This is a genomic window from Noviherbaspirillum sp., from assembly GCF_035254865.1.
In the GTDB taxonomy this organism is placed as follows: Bacteria; Pseudomonadota; Gammaproteobacteria; order Burkholderiales; family Burkholderiaceae_D; genus Noviherbaspirillum.
This window is the reverse complement of sequence record NZ_DATFAF010000071.1, coordinates 64,041-87,768: the sequence shown is the minus strand read 5'-3', so window position 1 is coordinate 87,768 and position 23,728 is coordinate 64,041. Positions and strand designations below refer to the sequence as shown.

The 23,728-nt window shown below is 58.9% G+C and carries 18 protein-coding genes; 9 read left to right on the top strand and 9 right to left on the bottom strand.

Translation table 11 applies throughout. From position 1 onward, the window contains the following. Nucleotides 1–25: 25 nt before the first annotated feature. The 7 genes from hpf to VJ651_RS16920 form a co-directional block, all read right to left on the bottom strand. Nucleotides 26–373, bottom strand: a complete 348-nt coding sequence (hpf, locus tag VJ651_RS16950; protein ID WP_324108577.1) for a ribosome hibernation-promoting factor, HPF/YfiA family — start codon at nt 371–373, stop codon at nt 26–28. 105 nt (nt 374–478) lie between these two features. Next, nucleotides 479–1,966 (bottom strand): RNA polymerase factor sigma-54, encoded by a 1,488-nt coding sequence (locus tag VJ651_RS16945; RefSeq protein WP_324108576.1) that lies wholly within the window; start codon nt 1,964–1,966, stop codon nt 479–481. Between the two features lie 17 nt (nt 1,967–1,983). Then, complete coding sequence (lptB, locus tag VJ651_RS16940; RefSeq protein ID WP_136417830.1) at nt 1,984–2,724, bottom strand: LPS export ABC transporter ATP-binding protein; 741 nt, start codon at nt 2,722–2,724, stop codon at nt 1,984–1,986. 2 nt (nt 2,725–2,726) lie between these two features. Continuing rightward, the gene (gene lptA, locus VJ651_RS16935) at nt 2,727–3,278 is read right to left on the bottom strand and encodes a lipopolysaccharide transport periplasmic protein LptA (protein ID WP_324108575.1); all 552 of its coding nucleotides are present in this window, start codon (nt 3,276–3,278) and stop codon (nt 2,727–2,729) included. A 39-nt stretch (nt 3,279–3,317) separates the two neighbouring features. Then, nucleotides 3,318–3,911, bottom strand: a complete 594-nt coding sequence (gene lptC, locus VJ651_RS16930) for an LPS export ABC transporter periplasmic protein LptC (RefSeq protein ID WP_324108574.1) — start codon at nt 3,909–3,911, stop codon at nt 3,318–3,320. Next, on the bottom strand, nt 3,908–4,393 hold the full coding sequence (locus tag VJ651_RS16925) for an HAD family hydrolase (protein ID WP_324108573.1): 486 nt from the start codon (nt 4,391–4,393) through the stop codon (nt 3,908–3,910). The genes lptC and VJ651_RS16925 overlap by 4 nt, the downstream gene beginning before the upstream one ends. A 41-nt stretch (nt 4,394–4,434) precedes the next feature. Further along, on the bottom strand, nt 4,435–5,463 hold the full coding sequence (locus VJ651_RS16920) for a KpsF/GutQ family sugar-phosphate isomerase (RefSeq protein WP_324108572.1): 1,029 nt from the start codon (nt 5,461–5,463) through the stop codon (nt 4,435–4,437). Nucleotides 5,464–5,579: 116 nt separating this feature from the next. On the opposite strand from VJ651_RS16920, the gene VJ651_RS16915 reads away from it, so the two are divergent. Together VJ651_RS16915 and VJ651_RS16910 are read left to right on the top strand one after the other, a co-directional pair. Continuing rightward, nucleotides 5,580–7,565: a monovalent cation:proton antiporter-2 (CPA2) family protein gene (locus VJ651_RS16915; RefSeq protein WP_324108571.1), complete on the top strand. Its 1,986-nt coding sequence runs from the start codon at nt 5,580–5,582 to the stop codon at nt 7,563–7,565. 139 nt (nt 7,566–7,704) lie between these two features. After that, complete coding sequence (locus VJ651_RS16910) at nt 7,705–8,619, top strand: AEC family transporter (RefSeq protein WP_324108570.1); 915 nt, start codon at nt 7,705–7,707, stop codon at nt 8,617–8,619. Between the two features lie 13 nt (nt 8,620–8,632). Here VJ651_RS16910 and VJ651_RS16905 read toward each other — a convergent pair whose 3' ends face one another. After that, nucleotides 8,633–8,911: an acylphosphatase gene (locus tag VJ651_RS16905; protein ID WP_324108569.1), complete on the bottom strand. Its 279-nt coding sequence runs from the start codon at nt 8,909–8,911 to the stop codon at nt 8,633–8,635. A 15-nt stretch (nt 8,912–8,926) separates the two neighbouring features. Next, nucleotides 8,927–11,779 carry an excinuclease ABC subunit UvrA gene (gene uvrA / locus VJ651_RS16900; RefSeq protein WP_324108568.1) on the bottom strand — a complete coding sequence of 951 codons (2,853 nt, stop codon included), beginning with the start codon at nt 11,777–11,779 and terminating at the stop codon, nt 8,927–8,929. A gap of 191 nt (nt 11,780–11,970) precedes the next feature. Here uvrA and VJ651_RS16895 point away from each other — a divergent pair, with 191 nt between their 5' ends. The 7 genes from VJ651_RS16895 (at nt 11,971) to VJ651_RS16865 (ending at nt 23,680) form a co-directional block, all read left to right on the top strand. Then, on the top strand, nt 11,971–13,167 hold the full coding sequence (locus VJ651_RS16895; RefSeq protein WP_324108567.1) for an MFS transporter: 1,197 nt from the start codon (nt 11,971–11,973) through the stop codon (nt 13,165–13,167). A gap of 54 nt (nt 13,168–13,221) precedes the next feature. After that, on the top strand, nt 13,222–13,716 hold the full coding sequence (ssb, locus tag VJ651_RS16890; RefSeq protein ID WP_324108566.1) for a single-stranded DNA-binding protein: 495 nt from the start codon (nt 13,222–13,224) through the stop codon (nt 13,714–13,716). A gap of 229 nt (nt 13,717–13,945) precedes the next feature. Beyond that, nucleotides 13,946–15,667 carry a putative bifunctional diguanylate cyclase/phosphodiesterase gene (locus tag VJ651_RS16885; RefSeq protein ID WP_324108565.1) on the top strand — a complete coding sequence of 574 codons (1,722 nt, stop codon included), beginning with the start codon at nt 13,946–13,948 and terminating at the stop codon, nt 15,665–15,667. A 29-nt stretch (nt 15,668–15,696) separates the two neighbouring features. Beyond that, entirely contained in the window at nt 15,697–17,196 is a 1,500-nt protein-coding gene (locus VJ651_RS16880) for an HDOD domain-containing protein (protein WP_324108564.1), read from the top strand. Nucleotides 17,197–17,468: 272 nt separating this feature from the next. Then, complete coding sequence (locus tag VJ651_RS16875) at nt 17,469–18,023, top strand: DUF2726 domain-containing protein (protein WP_324108563.1); 555 nt, start codon at nt 17,469–17,471, stop codon at nt 18,021–18,023. 83 nt (nt 18,024–18,106) lie between these two features. Beyond that, complete coding sequence (locus VJ651_RS16870) at nt 18,107–18,823, top strand: transposase (protein WP_324108562.1); 717 nt, start codon at nt 18,107–18,109, stop codon at nt 18,821–18,823. A 180-nt stretch (nt 18,824–19,003) separates the two neighbouring features. Then, complete coding sequence (locus tag VJ651_RS16865; protein WP_324108561.1) at nt 19,004–23,680, top strand: glutamate synthase-related protein; 4,677 nt, start codon at nt 19,004–19,006, stop codon at nt 23,678–23,680. Nucleotides 23,681–23,728 lie beyond the last annotated feature (48 nt).

The following is a 23,728-nucleotide window of genomic DNA, read 5'->3' as shown; positions in this document are numbered from 1 at the left end:
GACATCGTCGGCAAAAGTGGACTCCCTAGCCAGCAGGCTGCACGTCCGGCATGTGCTTGATCGCTGCGTGCTGATGATCCTGGAGTTTGGTCTTGTATCGGAGGACCTGGCGGTCCAGTTTGTCGATCAACATGTCGATTGCCGCATACAGGTCCTCGGCGATACTCTCAACATGGATGACATTTCCTCGCAGTCGGAGGTTGATTTCGGCTCTTTGCCTTTTTTCCTTTTCAGGGAGCTTTTCCACGGCCAGGATGACCGCTACATCAATGACATGATCGAAATGGCGCTTGATCCGTTCCAGCTTGGTCTGCACATACTCACGGATGGAGGGGGTCAGTTCGAGATGATGTCCACTGATTGTGAGATTCATACGCGCTCCTATGGATAGCGTCGCCGGAGGTTCCCAACATGCCTGCAATTCCGTGTAGCAGGCTACGCCAGAACACAGCAACGAGACAACACTACAACACGATGACTACAGGGATTTGCGCAGATTGACTGGAGGGATTTTCAGGGCTTCGCGGTATTTCGCGACTGTGCGTCGTGCGACCACCATGCCTTGTTCCCCCAACATATCCGCGATTTTGCTATCTGAGAATGGATTCTTGGGGTCTTCTGCTCCTATCAATTGTTTGATCAGTGCACGTATCGCCGTCGAAGACGCTTCTCCTCCCGCTTCGGTGGCGACGTGGCTACCGAAAAAGTACTTCAACTCAAACATGCCATGAGGAGTCAGCATGTATTTTTGAGTTGTTACACGAGAAATAGTGCTCTCGTGTAAACCAAGTGTATCAGCAATTTCACGCAAGACAAGAGGGCGCATGGCGACCGCGCCGTGCGAGAAAAAATTGCGTTGACGGTCGACGATGGCTTGTGCAACGCGCAATATCGTGTCGAAGCGCTGCCGCATATTTTTGATCAGCCATTTGGCCTCCTGCAGCTGAGAAGTGAGTGACCCCTCACCCTTGCTTTGCTTGAGGATGTTGGCGTACATCGCATTGACCCGCAGGCGCGGCATGACGTCGTGGTTCAGCATCACCTGCCAGCCGTTCTTTGTCTTCTTGACAATGACATCCGGTACGACGAAATCCGATGTGTCGGACGCGAACAGGGCGCCGGGATGCGGATTGCAGCGCTTGATCACGTACTGCGCTTCACGCAGGTCTTCATCGTCGCAATCGAGGATTTTCTTCAGCTTGTTGAAATCGCGCTGCGCGAACAGGGCGAGATGATGCTCGACGATCTGCAGTGCCCGGCGACGCGTCACCATCGGCACTTTCGGGAAGCGCCGGATTTGAATCGACAGGCATTCCGAGGCATTGCGCGCGCCGACACCCGCCGGATCGAAACTCTGCAGCAATTTCAACGCGACCTGCAATTCCTCGATGTCGACCCCGAGCTCCTCCGGCAAGCGTGCATGGATTTCCTCGATCGGCTCTTCCAGATAGCCGTTGTCGTTCAAGGCATCGATGATCAATTCGACCAAGGCGCGGTCGCGCAATTCGTGCACCGTGACGCGCATTTGTTCCAGCAGGTGTTCGCGCAAGGTGGTCTCATGCGCTTCAAGTTGCGGGCGCGAATCGTCGTCTTCCGGCGCCTTGGATGTGCGCGCGACATCGTCGAAACTCCATTCGGCTTCGCCGGAGGCGGGCGCATCGCCGGCGTCGCCACCCTCAAAGCCGCCTTCCGATTCTTCCGGAGCAGAAGGACTGCTTTCGGCCGCCGGCATTTCCGACGTGCTCCCGTTGAGACTCGGGGTCGCGCTGATTGCGCCATCCGCCAGCAGGCGGACAGAATTGTCGAGCGGGTCGTCGATGCGCTCCAGAAGCGGGTTGTCGGAAAGGATTTGTTCCAGCTCCTGATGCAGTTCAAGCGTCGACAATTGCAGCAAACGGATCGATTGCTGCAGCTGAGGCGTCAGCGCAAGATGTTGCGAGATTCGAAGTTGGAGAGTTTGTTTCATGTGTTTGCAAGCTGCCCTTACATCCTGAAGTGTTCACCCAGATACACCCGCCGCACTGATTCGTTGGCGATGATGTCGTCCGGGCGACCGCTCGCAAGTACCGAGCCCTGGTTAATGATGTAAGCACGATCACAGATGCCGAGCGTCTCGCGCACGTTGTGGTCTGTGATCAGTACGCCGATGCCGCGTTCCTTCAGGAATCGCACGATGCGCTGGATTTCAATCACCGCAATCGGGTCGACCCCCGCGAAGGGTTCATCCAGCAACACGAAGCGCGGATTCGTTGCCAGTGCCCGCGCGATTTCCACACGCCGCCGTTCGCCGCCCGAGAGTGACAAGGCCTGGTTCTCGCGCAGCCGCTCGATCTGCAAGTCCGCGAGAAGCGTATTCAGGCGCTTTTCGATCTCGTCGCGCGACAGCGGCTTGTCGTCGACGCGCTGGAGTTCGAGTACGGCGCGAATGTTGTCTTCCACGCTCAGCTTGCGAAACACCGACGCTTCCTGCGGCAGATAGGACAGGCCGAGCACTGCACGCCGATGGATCGGCAAGCGCGAAATGCCGACACCATTCAGGTCGATCTCACCGGCATCCGACGGCACCAGACCAACGATCATGTAAAACGAAGTTGTCTTGCCCGCACCGTTCGGGCCGAGCAGCCCGACGACCTCGCCGCTTTCAACCTCCAAGGATACGTCGCTCACCACCTGGCGTGTGCCATAACTTTTCTGCAAGCCGCGGACGACCAGAGTACTTGCCATCTTCATTTGCCCTTTGACTCGGTACGCGGCTGGATAACGGCTTTGATGCGGCCGCCGCCCACCTTGTTCTCGCCGGACGGCGTGTTGTTGACCGTGAAGAACTCGGCGCGGCTATCGTAGGAAATGAATTCGCCCTCGACCTCGTCGGTGGGCTTCGTTCCTTCCAGCCTGCGTATCCTGGCTTTGGAGAAGAGTTTCACGATCTCCGTCTTGCCGTCGTATTCGATGCGTTCAGCTTGCCCTTCAACCCACTGATTCGGTCCGGCGTCGCGCTTCTGACGGAACGTGGCGAGACCGCCCGGCGCGGCAAGCAGCGTTGCGTACTGGTAACCCGCCGGGTCCTGGGACACGGTCAACTTTTGCGCATGCATGACCAGCGTGCCGCGCGTCAGGATCACATTGCCGGTGAAGGTATTGATTTGCTTCACATCGTCATAGGCCATCTGATTGGCTTCGACGTTGGTCGGTTTCTCGAAGTCCGCTTTCTCGGCATGGGCGCCGCCTGCGACAGTTGTGCTGAACATCAACAGCAGCAAGGAGAAGAAACGTTTCATGTATGGTCTCGAAAGTGGTGCCTCAAGTTATATCTCGATTTAACGCTGCGGGGCTTGATACGTGCCATGAACATTGCTGGTCAGGCGGAACTCGCGCGTCGCGTTGTCGGCGAACATGCCGACGCCATTAAGCGTGGACGTGCCGAGCTTGATCTCCACCGGTTCATCGGTTTTCATCACTTCATCGTCGGGCAGGACCAGCAGGTATTCCGAGCTCGCATGCAGATGCTGAGTCGTCGCGGATGCGGGTCGGTCGATCTGCACGTTGTTGAACAACTGAATCCTGCTGTTATCGCTGTTGACATGCGCGCGTTCGGAACGCATCGTCATCGGCATCGTCGCTTCGCCGAGATTGTTGATGACCGGCAGCGTGATGTCGTAAGAATCGTCTTTGGGGTTGTGCGTCAATTTCGCGCCGGAAAAGTGATACTGCACTTTGCCCGTCTTTCCCAGCTTTACGTAACTGAATTTCTCGACATAAAAATCCGGCTCGCTGCGTTCCTTGTCCGGAATGAAGTCGCCGGCCGACCTGCGCATCACCTCCAGCAACCAGAAACTTCCGAGCGCCAGCGCAATGGCCGGCAAGGCGAATGCCAATATGCGGAAGCGGAGCCCCGTGCGGCCGCTGATCATGCCAGATACGGCGCGAGCGCCGCCTCGTAGTTGCCTTGCGCGCGCAGGATGAAGTCGCACAGTTCGCGGGCCGCACCACGACCACCGGCAGCCTGCGTGAGGTAATGGACGCGCGAGCGCACCTCGCTGTGCGCGTTCGGCACGCTGGCGGAAAAGCCGCAACGCAACAGGATAGGCAGGTCAATCACGTCGTCGCCGATGAATCCGCATGCTTCGGGGGCGATGCCAGTATCCGACAACAATTGCTCGAAGGCCATGCGCTTGTCATGCACACCCTGATAAACATGATGAATGCCGACATCGGCGGCGCGCCGGACCACGATATCCGACTTGCGCGCACTGATGATCGCTGTTGACACGCCGGATTGCTGCAACAGCTTGATGCCATGTCCGTCGAGCACGTTAAAGGTCTTGATCATCTCGCCGTTCGGGCCGTAGTGCAGGCTGCCGTCGGTCAGGATGCCATCCACATCAAAAATCATGAGCCGTATGCGCGCGGCCCTGAAGAGAGCATCGTCCTGCATCAGATCACCTTGGCGCGAGTCAGATCATGAATATGGAGCGCGCCGACCAGTGTCCCGTCGGCATCCGCCACCAGCAACTGGTTGATGCGGAACTGCTCCATCACCTCGACGGCTTCAACTGCCAGTTGATCCGGTCCAATCGTGCGCGGATTGTGGTGCATGACATCGGCCATGGTCAGCTTGCTGAAATCCTGCACGGTCTCGATCAGACGCCGCAAGTCACCATCGGTGAAGACACCAATGACCTTGTGCGCATCGTCCACCACGGCAGTCATTGCCATGCCTTTTTTCGTGATCTCGAGCAAGGCGGTCGGCAGCGAAATGCCGGCGGTCACCGCGGGAACGGCATCGCCGCTGCGCATCACGTCGCGCACATGGGTAAGCAGCCGCCTGCCGAGCGCGCCGCCCGGGTGCGAACGGGCAAAGTCCTCTTCGCGGAAACCGCGGGCGTCGAGCAGTGCCACGGCGAGTGCATCGCCCAGGGCCAGCGTGACGGTGGTGCTGGCCGTGGGAGCGAGGTTCAAGGGGCAAGCTTCCTTGTCGACGCGCGCATCCAGGTGGATATCGGAAAGTTGCGCCAGGCGCGATGCATCGTTCCCGGTGATCGCCACGAGCTTGGCGCCCATGCGTCTGATGATCGGGATGATCGCGATGAACTCTGCCGCTTCGCCCGAATTGGAAATGGCGATCAGCACGTCGTTCTGGGTGATCATGCCGAGGTCGCCGTGCAGCGCCTCGGCGGCATGCACGAATAGCGCCGGCGTTCCGGTCGAGGCAAGGGTGGCGGCAATCTTGCGGGCAATATGGCCCGACTTGCCAATGCCGGAAACCACGACGCGGCCATGACATTGCAATAACAATGCGACGGCTTGCAAGAAGCTGTCGCGCGAGTTGCCGGAAAGTCGGTTTTTCAGCGCGAGAATCGCGTCCGCTTCGATCTGCAGCGTTTCGCAGGCGAGATCCAGCGCGCGTTTTGCGCTTTTTGTATCAAAAGCTTCCGGCGGGGATTTTGCATCGGTTACACTCATGCGGGAAGTATAAACGAATTGTGAAAGCAAAAAATCTGCCAGTCATAACAAAAATCTGCGTCGGACGAGCCAAAGCGAAAGAACAACGCCGCGTTTCGATGCATTTTTCATAATCCATGTTTTCGGCTCTCGAACTCACGCTTATTCTACTCAGCGCCGGCGTGCTCGGCGTCGTGGCATTTCGCATGATGCATCTGCCACCCATGCTCGGTTACCTGCTTGTCGGCGTCGTCGTCGGTCCCTACGGTTTCGGCCTGGTCCATGAGACCGAGACGACCAACAGGCTGGCGGAATTCGGCGTGGTGTTTCTCATGTTCTCGATCGGCCTGGAGTTTTCGCTGCCGAAACTGTCGTCGATGCGCAAGACCGTGTTCGGCCTTGGCATGGCGCAGGTGCTGCTGACGCTGCTGGCTACCATGTTGTTCGGATGGCTCACTGCGCACTTGCTGCCGCAACTGTCCAACATCAGCTGGCGCGCGGCATTCGCGGTCGGCGGCGCGCTCGCGATGTCGTCGACGGCGATCGTTTCGAAGATGTTGACCGAGAGGCTGGAGCTGGACAGCCAGCATGGCCGGCAGATCGTCGGCATTCTGCTGTTCCAGGATATCGCCGTGGTGCCGCTGCTGATTCTGGTACCGGCGCTGGCCATGAATACCGAAGACCTTCTCGTCACGCTTGCCTTGGCTGCAATGAAGGCCGGCGTCGTGCTGGTCTTGCTGCTGGTGATCGGCCAGCGCCTGATGCGCAGCTGGTTTCACATCGTCGTCAAGCGCCGCTCGCAGGAACTGTTCATGCTTAACCTCCTGCTCATCACGCTGGGCGCGGCATGGATCACGGAGCAGGCCGGCTTGTCGCTCGCGCTAGGCGCCTTCGTTGCCGGCATGCTGATCTCGGAAACCGAATACAAGCACCAGGTGGAAGAAGACATCAAGCCTTTTCGCGACGTGCTGCTGGGCTTGTTCTTCATTACGGTCGGCATGTTGCTCAACATGCGGCTGGTGATGGAAAACTGGTGGCTGGTGCTGCTGCTCCTGATCGGCCCGGTGCTGCTCAAATTCGGCCTGATCGCGATGCTCACCAAGCTGTTCGGCCAATCGACGGGTGTGGCCTTGCGTACCGGCCTCGGCCTGGCGCAGGCCGGCGAATTCGGTTTCGTCCTGCTGAACCAGGCTGGAGGATTGAAGCTGATGGATCCCTTGCTGATCCAGTTGATCCTGGCGTCGATGGTGTTGTCGATGCTCGCCGCGCCGTTCATCATCGCCAAGTCCGATGCCATCGTGTTGAAGCTGTCCGCCAACGAGTGGATGATGCAGTCGCTTGCGTTGACGCAAATTGCGACCCGCACCATGAGTACGCAAAAGCATGTATTGATCGCCGGTTTCGGTCGCAGCGGCCAGAGCCTGGCGAGGCTGCTGGAGGAAGAACACATTCCCTATCACGCGCTGGATCTCGATCCCGACCGCGTGCGTGAGGCGCAGGCCGCCGGAGCCAATGTGTCGTATGGCGATGCCGCGCGCCGCGAGAGTCTTGTGGCCGCCGGCATTCATCGTGCTGCCGCCTTGGTTGTTACTTATGCGAGCACGCCGTCCGCACTCAAGGTTCTGCATTTTGCCCATGAGCTGGCGCCCACGCTACCGGTCATCGTGCGTAGCCATGACGATTCCGATCTCGATAAATTGCGTGAGGCCGGTGCGGCGGAAGTGGTGCCGGAAGCGATCGAGGGCAGTCTGATGCTGGCGTCGCATGCGCTCGTGATGCTGGGTGTGCCGCTGCGGCGCGTCGTGCATCGCGTGCAGGCGGCGCGCGACGAACGCTATGCCTCGCTTCGCGGCTATTTTCACGGCGCCAGCGATGCGCCGGAAGACGCGGATCATATGCATGTGCGATTGCATTCCGTGACCGTGCCGGAAGGCGCGAAGTCCGTCGGAAAATCACTCTCGTCGCTGAAACTGGGCGAGCTCGGCGCCGAGGTGTCGATCGTGCGACGCGGCAAGAGCCGTGTCGAGGTTACGCCGGAAACGATTCTGCATGTCGGCGACATCGTGGTCTTGCGCGGAGCCAGCGAGAGTGTCGTTCGGGCAGAAGAGCGTTTGCTGAAATGACACCGAAGTAAGCATCATTGAATTGGCACTCGCATTGGCAAATCGGCCACTGCGTCTTTCGATTGCTGCGCAGAAAACGCGATTGCGCATATCTCGCTACAATGCTGCAGGCAGCAGCTTTGATCGAAAGAATTTTCTCATGCAAGTTTTTGAACGCATCCTCGGCATTATCCTGCCGGTCTTCATCATCATCGGCCTGGGTTACGGATACGCGCGCTTGCGTGGCGACAGCGTCAAGTCGGACATGGTTGCCGTCAACCGCGTCAGCATGGATGTGCTGTGCCCTCTGCTCGTATTCGCCGCGCTGGCGGCAAAGGAGTTCGACCTGGCGCAGAACGCAACATTGATCCTGGCCGGCGTGCTGATTGCTCTCGGTTCCGGGCTGCTGGCATGGCCGGTTGCGCGACTGCTGGGCTATGACCCGCGCAGCTTCGTGCCGCCGATGATGTACAACAATTGCGGCAACATGGGTTTGCCGCTTGCCGTGCTTGCATTCGGCACTGCCGGGCTCTCGGCAGCGGTGGCCCTGTTCATGGCCTGCAATCTGATCTACTTTTCCGTCGGTATCAAGATCATCGAGAGCGGTCGCAATCAGCACACGCCGTTCTGGCGTTTTCTGGTCAGTCCAATGATGCTGTCGATGATGCTCGGCATGGTCTTCGCCGTATTCCACATCAGCTTGCCAGTGCCGCTGATGCAGGCATTGAAAATGCTGGGCGACGCGTGCATTCCGATCATGCTGTTTGCGCTCGGCGTGCGCATGCTCGATGTGAATTTCAAAAGCTGGCATATCGGCCTGGCAGGCGCCATCGTGTGTCCGCTGGCCGGATTGATCGTTGCATGGTTGCTGGACGGCGTGCTCAGCCTGACACCGATGCAGCGCGGTCAGATGTATCTCTTTGCAGCCTTGCCGCCGGCGGTTTTCTGTTTCATGGTGGCCGAACAATACAAGCAGGAGCCGGACAAGGTGGCGTCGATTGTCCTGCTGGGGAACCTGGCCGCGCTGGCATTCGTGCCTGCGGGGTTGTGGATGGGAATGCGCCCCCTGCACTAATATGAAAGCCGCTCTAATGTGTGGGCAGTACTTCAAAGTACTCTTCAGACACGGCGTGGTCTTCCATATCGGTAATCGCGACCTCTCGTACCTGCGCGGCTGACGGCCCGCGTCTGGCCCAGGCGACGATTTTTTCAATCGCCTCCGGGCTTCCGCGAACCACCGCCTCCACCGAACCGTCGGCGCGGTTGCGCACCCAGCCCGACAGCTTCAAGGCCCGCGCCTGCCGTTCAAAGGAAGCGCGATAGCCCACACCTTGCACCAATCCGACAATGCGCAGATGCTTTGCCATGTTGCCTCCCTTGCCTTATTTTTTCTTGAGCATCGGCGCCAGATACTGGCCGGTAAAGCTCACCGGTGTCTTCGCCACATCTTCCGGCGTGCCGGTCGCGATGATCTGTCCGCCGCCGGCGCCGCCTTCCGGTCCCAGGTCGATGATCCAGTCGGCAGTTTTGATCACATCGAGGTTGTGCTCGATGATGACCACGGTGTTGCCCTGATCGCGCAAGCGATGAATCACTTTCAGCAGCAGATCGATGTCATGGAAGTGCAGGCCGGTGGTCGGCTCATCCAGAATATAGAGCGTGCGGCCGGTATCGCGCTTGGACAATTCCAGCGAGAGCTTGACGCGCTGCGCTTCGCCGCCGGATAACGTGGTCGCGCTCTGGCCGAGACGGATGTAGCCGAGACCCACGTCCAGCAGTGTCTGCAGCTTGCGCGCGACGACCGGTACCGGCTTGAAGAATTCGAAACCTTCCTCGACCGTCATCTCCAGTACTTCGTGGATGTTCTTCCCTTTGTACTGCACTTCCAGCGTCTCGCGGTTGTAGCGCTTGCCATGGCATACATCGCACGGCACATACACGTCCGGAAGGAAATGCATTTCAACCTTGATCACGCCATCGCCCTGGCAGGCTTCGCAGCGCCCGCCCTTGACGTTGAAAGAGAAGCGGCCGGCACTGTATCCGCGTTCCTTGGCCGTCGGCACCGTCGAGAACAAATCGCGGATCGGCGTGAACACACCCGTATAAGTCGCCGGATTGGAGCGCGGCGTGCGGCCGATCGGCGCCTGGTCGACCGAGATCACCTTGTCGAAATGTTCCAGTCCGCTGATCGATTCATAAGCGGCCGGCTCGGTCTGCGAACCATACAAATGCCGTGCGGCAGCGTGGTACAAGGTGTCATTGATGAGCGTGGATTTGCCCGAGCCGGAAACGCCGGTGATGCAGGTCAGCAGACCGACAGGCAGCTCCAGCGTCACGCTTTTCAGATTGTTGCCGGATGCGCCGCTGATCACCAGTTGCCGCTCCGGATCGGGCGCCGTGCGCTTCTTCGGCATGTGAATGGTGAGCGAGCCATTCAGATACTTGGCTGTCAGCGATTTCTTGTTCTTCAGGATGTCTTTGAGCGGCCCCTTGGCAATGACCTCGCCGCCATGCACGCCGGCGCCGATGCCCATGTCGACGATGTAGTCCGCGCAACGGATCGCATCCTCGTCGTGTTCGACCACCAGCACACTGTTGCCGATATCGCGCAGATGCTTCAAGGTGTTGATCAGGCGGTCATTGTCGCGCTGATGAAGGCCGATGGAGGGTTCGTCGAGCACATACATCACGCCGGTCAGGCCGGAGCCGATCTGCGACGCAAGACGGATGCGCTGCGCTTCGCCGCCGGACAGGGTATCCGCGCTGCGCTCCAGCGACAGGTAATCGAGGCCGACGTTATTCAGGAATTTCAGGCGCGATATGATTTCCTTGATGATGCGGTCGGCGATTTCCTTTTTTGCGCCGGTCAGCTTCAGCTTGTCGAAAAACTCCAGCGTGTCGCGCAATGGCGTTGCCGCGATCTCGTAGATCGAGCGCTGCTGCTTGCCGGTACCGACTTTCACGTGCCGCGCTTCGATGCGCAGGCGCGCGCCTTTGCAGGATGGGCATTCCTTCTGATTGATGAACTTTGCCAGCTCTTCCTTGACGGCAATCGAATCGGTCTCGCGATAGCGCCGCTGCAGATTGTTCACGACGCCTTCGAAAGTATGCTCGCGCACGACCGCACGGCCGCGCTCGTTGATGTAGGTGAAGGGAATCGTCTGGCGGCCTGAGCCGTACAGCACTGCATGCTGCGCCTGCTCGGGCAGTTTCTCGAACGGCGTGTCCAGATCGAACGCATAGTGCTCCGCGAGATTCGACAGCATCTGGAAATAGAACTGGTTGCGCCGGTCCCAGCCCTTGATCGCACCGCTCGCGAGCGACAGGTTGGGGAAGGCCACAATGCGCTTCGGGTCGAAGAACTCGATGTGGCCGAGGCCGTCGCACTCCGGGCAGGCGCCCATCGGATTGTTGAAGGAGAACAGGCGCGGCTCCAGTTCCTGCAATGCGTAGCCGCAGGTAGGGCAGGCGAATTTGTTGGAGAAAAGATGCTCCTTGCCGCTGTCCATTTCGAGGGCAATGGCACGGCCTTCCGCCAGGCGTAATGCGGTCTCGAAACTCTCCGCAATCCTTTGCTTCACATCGGCCTTGATCTTCAGGCGGTCGATCACGACGTCGATCGTGTGCTTCTCGGTCTTCTTCAGTTTCGGCAGGTCGTCGACTTCATAGATGCGCGCTGCATGCGTGCCGCTCTGGATGCGGAAGCGGACAAAGCCCTGTGCCTGCATGTCTTCGAACAAGTCGACATGTTCACCCTTGCGGTTGGCGACGACGGGCGCGAGGATCATCAGCTTGGTGTCCTCCGGCATTGCCAGTACGGCATCGACCATCTGCGAAACGGATTGCGCCGCGAGCGGATTTTCCGGATGGTCCGGGCAATACGGCGTGCCGACGCGCGCATACAGCAGGCGCAGGTAGTCGTGGATTTCGGTCACGGTGCCGACTGTCGAGCGCGGGTTGTGCGAGGTGGCCTTCTGTTCGATGGAGATCGCCGGCGACAAGCCTTCGATCAGGTCGACATCCGGCTTTTCCATCAGCTGCAGGAACTGGCGCGCATAGGCTGAAAGCGACTCGACATAGCGCCGCTGGCCTTCCGCGTACAAGGTATCGAAGGCGAGCGAGGACTTGCCGGAGCCGGACAGACCTGTAATGACAATCAATTGGTTGCGAGGCAATTCCAGGTTGATGTTTTTCAGATTGTGTGTACGTGCGCCGCGAATTCTTATTTCTTCCATGAACTGCTTTCAACGAGAGCTGAGCGCCGGTATCGACAGGAAGCATTCCCAAGCGGGATGTTTCCTGTCGATACCGGCGCCGAAACGGGTCAACCTGATACTATAACGGGTTTTAAAGTCCATCGTATCTTCAGGTTCAACCCTTCCAGAGCACCATGCCCACCTCATCATCCGTCGAACCGAGCAGTCGCATGACCCCCATGGAAATCCGTTCCAGCCTGTCGCTGGCATCGATTTTCGCGCTGCGCATGCTCGGCATGTTCCTGATCCTGCCTGTCTTCGCCGTGCACGCAAAGACACTTCCCGGCGGCGAAAGCGCAGCTCTGGTCGGTTTGGCAATGGGAATTTATGGTTTGACGCAGTCCTTCGGGCAGATCCCGTTCGGTATTGCTTCCGATAAATTTGGACGCAAGCCCATCATCATTATCGGCCTGGTCCTGTTTGCACTCGGTTCCTTTATCGCCGCGTCGGCACACACGCTCACCTGGGTGATCGTCGGCCGCGCCGTGCAGGGAGCCGGCGCGATCTCCGCGGCGGTCACCGCGTTCATTGCGGATGCGACAAGGGACGAGCATCGCACCAAGGCGATGGCGATGGTCGGCGGCTCGATCGGATTGACCTTCGCCATCTCCATGGTCGCCGCGCCGGTGATGTACCGCCTGATCGGGATGGGCGGCATCTTCGCACTGACCGGCATTCTTTCCTGTATTGCCATTCTTGTTGTTCTATATATCGTGCCGCCGGCGCCGCAAAAGATTCATGCGAAGGAAGTCCCGTTCTCCGAGGTGCTGGCCGACCGCGAGCTGGCGCGCCTGAACTATGGCGTATTTGCGCTGCATGTGGCTCAAATGTCGATGTTCGTGGTGGTGCCGTCCGCCATTGTGCAGTACATGGACCTGCCGGTTGCGGGCCATTGGAAGCTGTATCTCCCGATCATGGTCGCGTCGGTTGCGCTGATGCTGCCCTTTGTCTTCGTCGGCGAAAAGCGCGGCAAGATGAAACAGGTATTCCTGGGCGCCATTGCCTTGCTGGCACTGGTGCAGGTCGGCTTGTGGGCTTTCATGTCCCGGCCGGCTTCCATGCACTGGTCGGTGCTGGTTCTGCTGCTGCTGGCCTTCTTCGTCGCGTTCAACATCCTGGAAGCGACCCAGCCTTCGCTGGTATCCCGCATGGCGCCGCCGGCTGCGAAGGGCAGTGCGCTCGGCGTGTACAACACACTGCAAGCGTTGGCGCTGTTCTGCGGCGGTGTACTTGGGGGCTGGTTGCAGCAGCACCTCGGGCCGTCTTCCGTCTTTGTGGCGGGCGCGGCGCTGACAATTGTCTGGCTTATAATTGCCGCGAAGATGAAAAGCCTGCCGCGGCGCGGCACCGCTGAAGCATCCGCTTGAATCCATTCCGCATTTGAATCACGATACCACCTCAGTCAGCTTTAGGAGAAATTTATGGCATCCGTCAACAAAGTCATTATCGTCGGCAACCTCGGGCGCGATCCTGAAACGCGCTACATGCCGAACGGCGATGCAGTCACGAATATCGCGGTTGCGACCACCGAAAGCTGGAAAGACAAGAATACCGGCGAAAAGAAGGAATTGACCGAATGGCACCGCATTACCTTCTACCGCAAGCTGGCGGAAATCGCCGGCCAGTACCTGAAAAAGGGTTCGCAGATCTATGTGGAAGGCCGCCTGCAGACGCGTAAATGGACGGACAAGGACGGCGTCGAACGCTACACCACCGAAATCATCGCCGACACCATGCAGATGCTTGGCAGCCGTCAGGGCATGGGTGGTGGCGCGCCGATGGATGATGAGTACGGCAGCAGCGCTCCGGCACCTCGGCAGAGTGCCGGCGGAGGCAATGCCGGCGCTGCGCGCGGTGCTCCGCAGCAGCGCCCGGCGCCGAACTTCAGTGATATGGACGACGATATTCCGTTCTGATCCTTTCCTGAGCCAAAAAAGCCCCGCCTTCAAACGCGGGGCTTTTTTGCCATGTAACGGTTCACTGTTTCATTTTTGGCACTTTCCAGAACAAGATTGCATCCCCTGCTCAATTTCTTGACAACAATTTGTTAAGATGGCTAAGTCGGCGTCTGACATCGCGCATTGCAGGTGTGGCCGCTAGAATTCGGCCGGACTTCCGGCCTTGACCCGAAATTGATTTTCAACAATGTTTTCCATTCATCGGGACCGGCCTGATACTGCGCTCAACAGTCAATTCGACAGCCTCATGGAGGCCGCCGGAGATGCCGTTTTCCGTTTGAACGCGGAGACTGTCATCCTGCACGCCAGCAAGCGCTCCGGCGCATTGATCGGTTCCGGCGTCGCGCTGATCGGCCAACCTCTGCCCGCCCTGATCCTGAGCGCCGATCACTCCGTGCTTGAAGGCGCGGTAACGCGAGCTCTGGAAACGACTGAACCCAGCAAGGCCAATGTCCGCTTCAAAACGCCGAACAGTGCGTTGTGGATCGAATTGCAAATCAGCAGCTACCCGAACGCACGCGGCGAGACCGAACTGCTGGCCGTCGGCCGGGATATCTCCGGGCAGCAGGCTACCGAGGAACGCCTGCGCCATATGGCCACGCATGATGCTTTGACCGGTTTGCCGAACCGGTCGCTGTTATCCGACCGGATTCGCATGGCGATCGCGCAGTCGCGCCGCACGGGACTGGGATTTGCCGTCGTGGCACTTGACCTGGACGGCTTCAAGAAGGTCAATGATGCCCTCGGGCACCCGGTCGGCGATTCCTTGCTGCGCGTCGCCGCGATGCGATTGAGCGATACGCTGCGCGACATCGATACGCTGGCGCGCGTCGGTGGCGACGAGTTTGTAGCGGTCCTTGCCGGTGCGGTATCGGAAGGGGAGATTCAGGCGATTGCGCGCCGCATGATTTCAGCGATGCAGCTCCCGTTCGATATCCAGGGACATACCCTCTATGTCGGCACGTCGATCGGTGCGGCCATTTTCCCCGAGCATGGCGACAGCGAAGTGAAGCTGCTCGCCCATGCGGACACCGCGATGTATCGCGCCAAGGAAACCGGCAAGGCGCGTTGCGTCGTCTATAGCAACGAGAAATTCACTCAGCCCGAACACGACGTGTCGATGGAAGCAGCCATGTTCCAGGCGGTCAGGGATGGCGAATTCCTCCTGAATTACCAGCCCATCGTCGACGCGCGCAGCCGGCAGATCATGGGATTCGAAGCGCTGATGCGCTGGTCGCGCCCTGGGCTCGGCATGGTGCCGCCCACGCAGTTCATCCCGATGGCTGAAAACAACGGACTGATCAACCTGCTCGGCGCATGGGTGCTCAAGGCCGCCTGCATGCAGATCAGACAATTCCAGGAAGTTGCCGGCAGGCCCTTGTACGTCTCGGTCAATGTCAGCCCAAGACAGTTCAGAAACGACCAGTTCCTCGACATCATGGACGAGGCGATCACGCTGTCCGGACTGAATGGACAACAGTTGCTGCTGGAAATCACGGAAGGCATCCTGATGTCGGATCCCGAGCACGCGGAAGCCCTGCTGACTGAAATGACCGCGCGCAATGTGCGGATTGCGATCGACGACTTCGGCACCGGCTATTCCTCACTCGCCTACCTGAAACGCTTTCCGATCGCCACGCTGAAGATCGATCGCGCCTTCATCAAGGACCTGCCTGCCTCGGTCAAGGATGCCGCGATCTGCGACGTGGTGCTGAGCCTTGCAAGCCATCTCAAACTATCCACCGTGGCAGAAGGCGTGGAGAGCGAAGAGCAGTTGCAATTCCTTGCCAAGCACGGCTGCGGACTGATCCAGGGATATCTGACCGGCCGCCCGTTGCTTCCCGAGCAAGTTATTGAGCTACTGAAAACGGCGCAATCGCTGCCTGCTCCGGTGCATGCTCCGCAATAACGAGAAAATCAGATTGAATGGACGCTTTTGTGAACAGGGACCCCCTCACCGCTGACAAGACGATCAAGTTATTGTGGTCACGCGTGCGAGAGCGCGGCGATTTGCCCGGGTTTTCCAAGGTGGTGGGTGCCATCATTTCGGCCATGCGCGGCGATGACGACCGCGAATTCAACATGACCACGACCGTGCTGCAGGATCCGGCGCTGACGCAGAAAGTGCTGCGGCTGGCCAATAGCGCGATGTATTCGGTATTCGGGCAAGGCATCAATACGGTATCGAAGGCTGTGATTGTCCTGGGCACGGAGGCGATCGGTCATATCGCATTGGGCCTGAAACTGATCGACGGACTCTCGGGCGCATCCTCCGATTCCGCCAATGCCCGCGCAGAACTGGAAAAAGCCGTGCTGGCCGGTTATATCGCCCGCCAGGTGGCGTATTCGGCGAGCACGCGCGACGCCGAAGAGGCGGTTGTGTGCTCCATGCTGCATTCGCTTGGCCGCTTGATGGTCACCTTTTATCTGCCTGATCGCTGGCTGCAGGTGCAGGAACGCAGCCTGGAAACGGACGTTGATGAAAAGGACGCGACAATCGCCATACTCGGCCTGGGCCTGGACGAGATTGGACGCGAGGTGGCCAAGCAATGGGGCCTGCCTTCAACCCTGATCGAGACGCTGCGGGACATGCCGCCCAAACCCGTAGGTGAGCCTCTTGCGCACAGCGACTGGCTGGCGGCCTTGTCGACCTTGTCTTCGCTGTGCGCCGGCGCTTTGCATGACAATCGTTCGTCGGTGCAGGCGGAGCTCTCACAGCTGGCCGGCGACTATTCGGAAATGCTTGGCCTCGATGCGTCCGAGGTCGTCGCCGCTGTCGATGCCGCCAAGCTCGGTGCCGCGGAAGAAGATGTGGTCGTGAAGCGCCTGATGAAGCGCAACGATCTTGACGCTGCTGGATCTCGGCCCGCTGCGACCGGCAAGCCGGCCGACGCCGCATCGATTCTGGCACGCGGTGTGACCGACCTGCGTGGCGTGATGGAAAGCGCGAATATTGGACAACTGATGTCGATGGCGTTGGAAACCGTCTATCAGGGTTTGGGATTCAGTCGCGCCATCGCGTTCACCCGGAACAAGGAAAAGTCGCAATATTTCGCCCAAATGGGTTTTGGCGAAGGTGCGCAGGAAGTGCTGCCGTGCCTGGTATTCAACGATGCGTATGAGCCGGACGTGTTTCATGCCGCGTTGGCGAACGACAAGATGATCTTCGTTGAAAATGCCCGTGACCCGGGATTCGTCAACAAACTGCCGCGCTGGTGGAAGGAGACTCTGCCCACGGTGCGCAGTTTCATGGTTCTGCCCTTGACGGTGAACCGCAACCCGGTCGGCTTTATTTACGGCGACTGGGACATGAGCAAAATGGCCGCAAAGATCGAGCAGGCAGAGGTTGGGCCGCTTGATGAATTGCGCACTCTCGTGATGCGCGCAATGGAACAGCATCGACTCGGCGGCGCATCCTGGGGACGCCGCCCCTCTTAGCTTTCTTTTCCGCTGAGCTCCTCTCCGCGCATTCACAATGCACTTCGGTGCGAGCGAGCGGGTGCAATGACGCCTCTGCGATATCAGCCCTGTAGTGTGACCTCGGTTCAATGCGGCCTATCCATTGGCCATGGAGGCCTTCCATGGCGAAATTTGCGAAACCTCAATACTTTCACCTGCCTGCCGCTCTATGTTGCCGTCTAGTATGTAAAAAGTGTTAATATTCAGCATAAATATTATTATTATATTAATAATGAAAAAGAGGGGTTGCGATGAGTGAGACAACCGTTTTTTTTACTATTATCTGCGGCGGTCTGGTTCTCTGGTTTTTCTTCGGAAGAGAAAAGCCTGCGCGTTATCGCAAAAAAAATCTGCTAACCGGCAGGGAGCGTGATTTTTTTTATCGCTTGCGCAGGGCGCTTCCCGACTGCCTGGTCTTTCCACGCATGCCGCTGTCCGCACTAATCGAGCCGACGGGTATCGGCCGGGTGCGCAAAACGGCACACGCGGCGATCGAGGGACTGAAAGTGGGTTACGCCGTGTTTGACATGGATATGCGCCTGGTTGCCGTGGTTGAACTGGACCATGGCGTTCGCATGAGCCGGCGGGCGGCGGCGCGCGAGGCCTATCTGGACCGTGCCGGGATCCGGGTTGTGCGCTTTTCAGCCCGAAAACTCCCGTCCGAAACCAATATCCACGCCACGATTTATGCTCGTTCGGAAGGAAAAAAAGGCACGCGTGTTCCGGAGAGCACGACGCAAAGCGACGTCATCGAATTCATTCCGCAGCGATCGCCCTGGCGCAACACCCTCAACGCGCATATGTGAGGCGCAATAGCAGTGGCACCACTGCGGAGAAAATTTCGCGGCGAAGGGCGCGAAGGCTGTCGGTTTAATGTTCTAATTCCGTCATGGCCAGACTTCCGCGACTCGTCGTTCCTCATCAGCCGCATCACATCATTCAAAGCGGCACTGACCGCCAACCGATTTTTCGGGACGCGGATGATTATTCCGCCTTCCTGCGTTGGTTGCGTGAGGCTGCCAGGCAATTCAAGGTGGCTGTTCATGCCTATGTGCTGATGCCCACGCATCTGCACCTGCTTGTTTCTCCAAGCGACGAGCCTGGCCTCGGACGCATGATGCAATGGGTCGGCCGTCATTACGTGCCTTACTTCAATACCAGGTACGACCGGGCGGGAACACTCTGGCAGGGGCGGTACAAGGCTACCGTGATTGAATCCGAACAATATTTTCTTGTTTGCAGCCGCTACATCGAGTCCAACCCTGTTCGTTCCGGTCTGGTTCAGGAGCCGGCGGATTATGCGTGGTCCAGTTATGCCCATCATGCGGGCGTAAAACCCGATCCCCTGATCACCGACCACCCCCTCTATTGGGCCTTGGGCAACACCCCGTTTGAGCGGGAGGCCGCTTACAAGGACCTGATGAATCAAGGACTTACTGCGCGCGAAGTGGATGCGCTCAGCGAAGCCACTCGAAAGGGCTGGCCGCTCGGTTCTGAAAAATTCATCTCCATGCTCGCCAAGCAGAGCGAGCGCCGTGTTGCGCCGGCCAAGCGTGGACGGCCGCCTAAACCGCGGCCGGGCACGAACCCGGGCACGGCCAACTAAAAAAAGCGGACTATATCGAGCACTAATTCCTCCCGTTCCGATTTACTCTGTCCCTATTTAACAAGCTGGCGAACCACGCTTGCATTTAATTTTACTCTGACCCTGTTTATTTAAGTTGAACAATCTGTTGCGCTGCACTATCCTTCAACGTCAATATCACCAAAGTTGTGGAGAAAGCTTATGCACGCGCAAGGTCTTTACGATCCCATCAATGAGCACGACGCTTGCGGCGTCGGTTTCATCGCCCATATCAAAGGCAAGAAAAGCCATTCCATCGTCGAACAAGGTTTGCTGATTCTGAAGAACCTGGACCACCGGGGTGCGGTTGGAGCCGACAAGCTGATGGGTGACGGCGCGGGCATTCTGCTTCAGATTCCCGACCAATACTACCGTGAGGAAATGGCCAAACAGGGTGTGACCCTGCCGCCGCCGGGCGAATATGGCGTCGGCATGATTTTCCTGCCGAAGGAAAATGCTTCCCGGATCGCCTGCGAGCAGGAAATCGAGCGCGCGGTCTTCGCTGAAGGTCAGGTCGTCCTCGGCTGGCGCGATGTTCCTGTCGATATCGAGATGCCGATGTCGCCGACCGTGCGTCAGAAAGAGCCAGTCATCCGCCAGATCTTTATCGGCCGCGGCCCGGACATCATGGTGACCGATGCGCTGGAGCGAAAACTGTATGTGATCCGGAAGTCCTCAGGCCATGCCATCCAGGCGTTGAACCTGCTGCACGGCAAGGAATTCTTCGTGCCGTCCATGTCGGCACGCACCGTAGTCTACAAGGGCTTGCTGCTGGCGGATCAGGTCGGCGTGTACTACAAGGATCTTCAGGACCCGCGCTGCATCTCCGCGCTCGCACTCGTGCACCAGCGTTTTTCGACCAACACCTTCCCCGAGTGGCCGCTGTCCCACCCCTATCGTCTGATCGCGCACAACGGCGAAATCAACACCGTCAAGGGCAACTTCAACTGGATGCGTGCGCGCGAAGGCGTGATGAAGTCGGCGGTTCTCGGCGACGACCTGAAGAAGCTTTTCCCGCTGATCTATGAAGGCCAGTCCGACACCGCCTGCTTCGACAACGCGCTGGAACTCCTGGTGATGGCCGGTTATCCGATCGCGCAAGCAATGATGATGATGATTCCGGAAGCATGGGAAAACCATACGCTGATGGACGACAATCGCCGTGCTTTCTACGAATACCACGCCGCGATGATGGAGCCGTGGGATGGCCCGGCAGCGATGGCATTTACCGACGGACGTCACATCGGCGGCACGCTGGATCGCAATGGCTTGCGTCCGGCACGCTATATCGTGACCGACGACGACCTGGTGGTGATGGCTTCCGAATCCGGCGTGCTGCCGATTCCGGAATCCAAGATTATCAAGAAGTGGCGCCTGCAGCCGGGCAAGATGTTCCTCATCGACCTCGACGCCGGTCGCATTATCGATGATAAGGAACTGAAGGATACCTACGCCAACGCCAAGCCGTACAAGCAATGGATCGAGTCGGTGCGCATCAAGCTCGGCGAACTGGAGTCCGAACCGGAAGGGCCGAAATCCGCGATCCCGCTGCTCGATCGCCAGCAGCTCTTCGGCTATACGCAGGAGGACATGAAGTTCCTGCTCGCGCCGATGGCGACCACGGGCGAGGAAGCGATCGGCTCCATGGGAAATGACTCGCCGCTGGCTGTCATGTCCAACAAGAACAAGACGCTCTACCACTACTTCAAGCAATTGTTCGCGCAAGTGACCAATCCGCCGATCGACCCGATCCGCGAAGCCATGGTCATGTCGCTGGTGTCCTTCGTCGGTCCGAAGCCGAATCTGCTCGACACCAACAACATCAACCCGCCGATGCGTCTTGAAGTGTCGCAGCCCGTGCTCGATTACGCGGATATTGCCAAGTTGCGCAACATCGGCAAGCATACCGGCGGCAAGTTCAAGTCCTACGAACTAAACATCTGTTACCCCGTGGCATGGGGCAAGGAAGGCATCGAAGCGCGCCTCGCGTCGCTGTGCGCGAAGGCGGTTGACGCGGTCAAGTCCGGCCACAACATCCTGATCGTTTCCGATCGCAAGGTGGACGCAGAGCAGGTTGCCATTCCGGCACTGCTGGCAACTTCCGCGATTCACTTGCACCTCGTCAGCAAGGGCCTGCGTACCTCCACCGGCCTGGTAGTGGAAACCGGTTCCGCGCGCGAAACGCATCACTTCGCACTGCTCGCCGGTTACGGCGCGGAAGCTGTCCACCCCTACCTCGTCATGGACACCTTGTCCGAGCTGGCGCAGAACCAGCAGGGCGGACTGACGCCGGAAAAGGCGATCTACAACTTCCAGAAGGCCATTGGCAAGGGCTTGATGAAGGTGATGTCCAAGATGGGCATTTCGACCTACATGTCCTACTGCGGCGCGCAGATCTTTGAAGCCATCGGCCTGAACAAGGCAATGGTGGACAAGTACTTCAAGGGCACGGCATCCAATGTCGAAGGTATCGGCGTGTTCGAAGTGGCGGAAGAAGCACTTCGCCTGCACAAAGTCGCGTTCAGCAGCGATCCGGTGCTGGCCAATGCGCTGGACGCGGGCGGCGAATACGCATTCCGGACGCGCGGCGAAGAGCACATGTGGACGCCGGATGCGATTGCCAAGCTGCAGCACTCGACCCGCTCCAACAACTTCAACACCTACAAGGAATACGCGCAGATCATCAACGATCAGTCCAAGCGCCACATGACCTTGCGCGGCCTGTTCGAATTCAAGATCGATCCGTCCAAGGCGATTCCGATTGATGAAGTCGAGCCGGCCAAGGAAATCGTCAAGCGCTTCGCCACCGGCGCAATGTCGCTCGGCTCGATTTCGACCGAAGCGCACTCCACGCTGGCAATCGCGATGAACCGCATCGGCGGCAAGTCGAATACCGGCGAGGGCGGCGAGGATGAAAACCGCTATCGCCAGGAACTGAAAGGCATTCCGGTCAAGAAGGGCGCCACGCTGGCATCCGTGATCGGCAAGGATCGTGTCGAGGTCGACCTGCCATTGATGGATGGGGACTCGCTGCGCTCCAAGATCAAGCAGGTCGCTTCGGGACGTTTCGGCGTCACCGCCGAGTACCTGACGTCGGCTGATCAGATCCAGATCAAGATGGCGCAAGGCGCGAAGCCAGGCGAGGGCGGTCAGCTGCCTGGTCACAAGGTATCCGAGTACATCGCCAAGCTGCGTTTCTCGGTGCCGGGCGTCGGTCTGATTTCTCCGCCGCCGCACCACGACATCTACTCGATCGAAGACCTGGCGCAATTGATTCACGACCTCAAGAACGCGAATCCGAAGGCATCCATCTCGGTCAAGCTGGTGTCCGAAGTGGGCGTCGGCACCGTTGCAGCCGGCGTGGCCAAGGCGAAGTCCGACCACGTTGTGATTGCCGGCCATGACGGCGGCACCGGCGCATCGCCGCTGTCCTCGATCAAGCATGCCGGTACGCCTTGGGAACTCGGCCTCGCCGAAACGCAGCAAACGCTGGTGCTGAACCGCCTGCGCAGCCGCATCCGCGTGCAGACCGACGGCCAGATCAAGACCGGTCGCGACGTCGTCATCGGCGCATTGCTTGGCGCCGACGAGTTCGGTTTCGCGACCGCACCGCTGGTCGTCGAGGGTTGCATCATGATGCGCAAGTGCCATCTGAACACCTGCCCGGTCGGTGTTGCGACCCAGGACCCGGTACTGCGCGCCAAGTTCTCCGGCAAGCCGGAATACGTGGTGAATTATTTCTTCTTCGTCGCCGAGGAAGCGCGTCAGATCATGGCGCAGCTGGGCATTCGCACCTTCAACGAATTGATCGGCCGTTCCGACCTGCTCGACAAGTCGAAGGCAATCACGCATTGGAAGGCCAAGGGCCTGGACTTCAGCAAGATCTTCCACCAGCCCGACGTACCGGCTTCCGAGCCGCGCTATCAGGTTGAGGAACAGGATCACGGCCTGGAGAAGGCACTTGACCACAAGCTGATCGCGCAAGCCAAGGCAGCGCTGGAAAAAGGCGAAAAGGTGTCGTTCATTTCTCCGGTCAAGAACGTCAACCGCACCGTCGGCACCATGCTGTCGGGTGAAGTCGCGAAGAAGTATGGCCACGAAGGTCTGCCGGACGACACCATCCACATTCAGCTGCAAGGCACCGCGGGCCAGTCGGCTGGCGCATTCCTGGCGCATGGCATCACGCTGGACCTGGTGGGCGAGGGCAATGACTATGTCGGCAAGGGATTGTCGGGCGGCCGCATCATCGTGCGTCCGAACACCGAGTTCCGTGGCTGGGCGGTGGACAACATCATCATCGGCAATACCGTGCTGTACGGCGCCATCGCCGGCGAAGCCTTCTTCAACGGCGTGGCAGGCGAACGCTTCGGCGTGCGCAACTCCGGCGCAATCACCGTCGTTGAAGGCGCTGGCGACCACGGTTGCGAGTACATGACCGGCGGCACCGTCGTCGTTCTGGGTGCGACCGGCCGCAATTTCGCGGCGGGCATGTCGGGTGGTATCGCCTACGTGTACGATCCGGACGGCGAGTTCGCCAAGAAGTGCAACATGGCGATGGTCGCACTTGAGCCGGTATTGAGCAGCGCAGACCAGGAAGCCAAGGTCGATCGTGCGATCTGGCATAGCGCCGTTCGTGGCGGTGAAGTGCAGACCGACGAAGCGATCCTGAAGGGCTTGATCGAGCGTCACTTCAAATACACCGGCAGCACGCGTGCGCGCAATCTGCTGGACGACTGGGCAAACGCACGTACCAAGTTCACCAAGGTATTCCCGACCGAGTACAAGCGGGCTCTGGGTGAATTGAGCGCAGCGCAGTCCAAAGAAAAGATCGCGGCCTGATTATCAATAACGATGCTGCCGCGGGGGTCTCGCAAGCGATCCCCGCAG

What these genes read in the sequence shown, in the direction of transcription:
- hpf (WP_324108577.1), bottom strand. Translation starts at nt 373, where the DNA reads ATGAATCTCACAATCAGTGGACATCATCTCGAACTGACCCCCTCCATC.
- VJ651_RS16945 (WP_324108576.1), bottom strand. Translation starts at nt 1,966, where the DNA reads ATGAAACAAACTCTCCAACTTCGAATCTCGCAACATCTTGCGCTGACG.
- lptB (WP_136417830.1), bottom strand. Translation starts at nt 2,724, where the DNA reads ATGGCAAGTACTCTGGTCGTCCGCGGCTTGCAGAAAAGTTATGGCACA.
- lptA (WP_324108575.1), bottom strand. Translation starts at nt 3,278, where the DNA reads ATGAAACGTTTCTTCTCCTTGCTGCTGTTGATGTTCAGCACAACTGTC.
- lptC (WP_324108574.1), bottom strand. Translation starts at nt 3,911, where the DNA reads ATGATCAGCGGCCGCACGGGGCTCCGCTTCCGCATATTGGCATTCGCC.
- VJ651_RS16925 (WP_324108573.1), bottom strand. Translation starts at nt 4,393, where the DNA reads ATGATTTTTGATGTGGATGGCATCCTGACCGACGGCAGCCTGCACTAC.
- VJ651_RS16920 (WP_324108572.1), bottom strand. Translation starts at nt 5,463, where the DNA reads ATGAGTGTAACCGATGCAAAATCCCCGCCGGAAGCTTTTGATACAAAA.
- VJ651_RS16915 (WP_324108571.1), top strand. Translation starts at nt 5,580, where the DNA reads ATGTTTTCGGCTCTCGAACTCACGCTTATTCTACTCAGCGCCGGCGTG.
- VJ651_RS16910 (WP_324108570.1), top strand. Translation starts at nt 7,705, where the DNA reads ATGCAAGTTTTTGAACGCATCCTCGGCATTATCCTGCCGGTCTTCATC.
- VJ651_RS16905 (WP_324108569.1), bottom strand. Translation starts at nt 8,911, where the DNA reads ATGGCAAAGCATCTGCGCATTGTCGGATTGGTGCAAGGTGTGGGCTAT.
- uvrA (WP_324108568.1), bottom strand. Translation starts at nt 11,779, where the DNA reads ATGGAAGAAATAAGAATTCGCGGCGCACGTACACACAATCTGAAAAAC.
- VJ651_RS16895 (WP_324108567.1), top strand. Translation starts at nt 11,971, where the DNA reads ATGACCCCCATGGAAATCCGTTCCAGCCTGTCGCTGGCATCGATTTTC.
- ssb (WP_324108566.1), top strand. Translation starts at nt 13,222, where the DNA reads ATGGCATCCGTCAACAAAGTCATTATCGTCGGCAACCTCGGGCGCGAT.
- VJ651_RS16885 (WP_324108565.1), top strand. Translation starts at nt 13,946, where the DNA reads ATGTTTTCCATTCATCGGGACCGGCCTGATACTGCGCTCAACAGTCAA.
- VJ651_RS16875 (WP_324108563.1), top strand. Translation starts at nt 17,469, where the DNA reads ATGAGTGAGACAACCGTTTTTTTTACTATTATCTGCGGCGGTCTGGTT.
- VJ651_RS16870 (WP_324108562.1), top strand. Translation starts at nt 18,107, where the DNA reads ATGGCCAGACTTCCGCGACTCGTCGTTCCTCATCAGCCGCATCACATC.
- VJ651_RS16865 (WP_324108561.1), top strand. Translation starts at nt 19,004, where the DNA reads ATGCACGCGCAAGGTCTTTACGATCCCATCAATGAGCACGACGCTTGC.